This is a genomic window from Rhodococcus sp. IC4_135, from assembly GCF_011602025.1.
Classification (GTDB): domain Bacteria; phylum Actinomycetota; class Actinomycetes; order Mycobacteriales; family Mycobacteriaceae; genus Rhodococcus_F; species Rhodococcus_F baikonurensis.
The window spans coordinates 1-1013 of sequence record NZ_JAAOLG010000109.1; the positions used below are offsets into that span (position 1 = coordinate 1).

General features: G+C 61.5%; 1 protein-coding gene. It reads left to right on the forward strand.

The genetic code is table 11. From position 1 onward, the window contains the following. The first annotated feature begins 5 nt into the window (after nt 1–5). Nucleotides 6–1013 carry an IS630 family transposase gene (locus tag G8767_RS35195; RefSeq protein ID WP_166814278.1) on the forward strand — a complete coding sequence of 336 codons (1008 nt, stop codon included), beginning with the start codon at nt 6–8 and terminating at the stop codon, nt 1011–1013.

A 1013-nucleotide genomic window follows, 5' to 3' on the forward strand; every position in this document is an offset into this window, starting at 1 on the left:
GACGACTGCGGTCGAGGTCGATCTCCTCCGGTGCGGCGCAGCGAGCGAGGATTGTTTTGCTCGCATCTCAAGGTGAGTCGAATTCGTCGATCGCGGAACTGGTCGGGGTGTCGCGGCCGACGGTGATCTCCTGGCGCGCCCGCTACGACGTAGACGGCTTGGCCGGCCTCGAAGACGATGCGCGTTCGGGGCGGCCGCGTAGCCTCGATCGCCGGGAGATCGTCTCCGCGACCTTGATGCCGCCGCCGAAGAAATACGGTGTCACACACTGGAGTTCGCGCCTGCTCGCGAAACATTTGGGGATCGGGTACGGCACGGTCGCACGGATCTGGCGCGAGTACGGTGTGCAGCCTTGGCGCAGTGAGACATTCAAGTTTTCCACCGATCCGGAACTGGTCGCGAAGGTCACCGACATCGTCGGGTTGTATCTCGATCCGCCCGAGAACGCGATCGTGCTCTGCGTGGACGAGAAATCGCAGATCCAGGCATTGGATCGGGCCGCTCCGACGTTGCCGATGCAGATCGGAATGCCCGAGAAGCAAACCCACGACTACATCCGCAACGGCACCACCACCTTGTTCGCGGCGTTGGAGATCGCGACCGGAAAGGTGACCGGGATCTGCCGGCCGCGACACCGTCACCAGGAGTTTCTGGTGTTCCTCAAACATGTCGCACGCGCGTATCCGAAGCAGGAACTGCACTTGGTGATGGACAACTACGCCACCCACAAGAAGGCCGAGGTCCGCGAGTGGCTGGCTGCGAATCCGCGGATCCATGTTCATTTCACCCCGACGTCGGCGTCGTGGATGAACCTCGTCGAGGTGTGGTTCGGGATCATCGAACGCCAAGCGATTCATCGCGGAACTTTCCGCAGTGTCCGCGAACTGACGGCGAAGATCCGAGAGTTCATCAACGGGTGGAATCCGCGGGCGCAGCCGTTCGTGTGGACGAAAACCGCCGAGCAGATCCTGGTGAAAGCTGACCGTAAAACAACTTCAAACTCGGGGCACTAG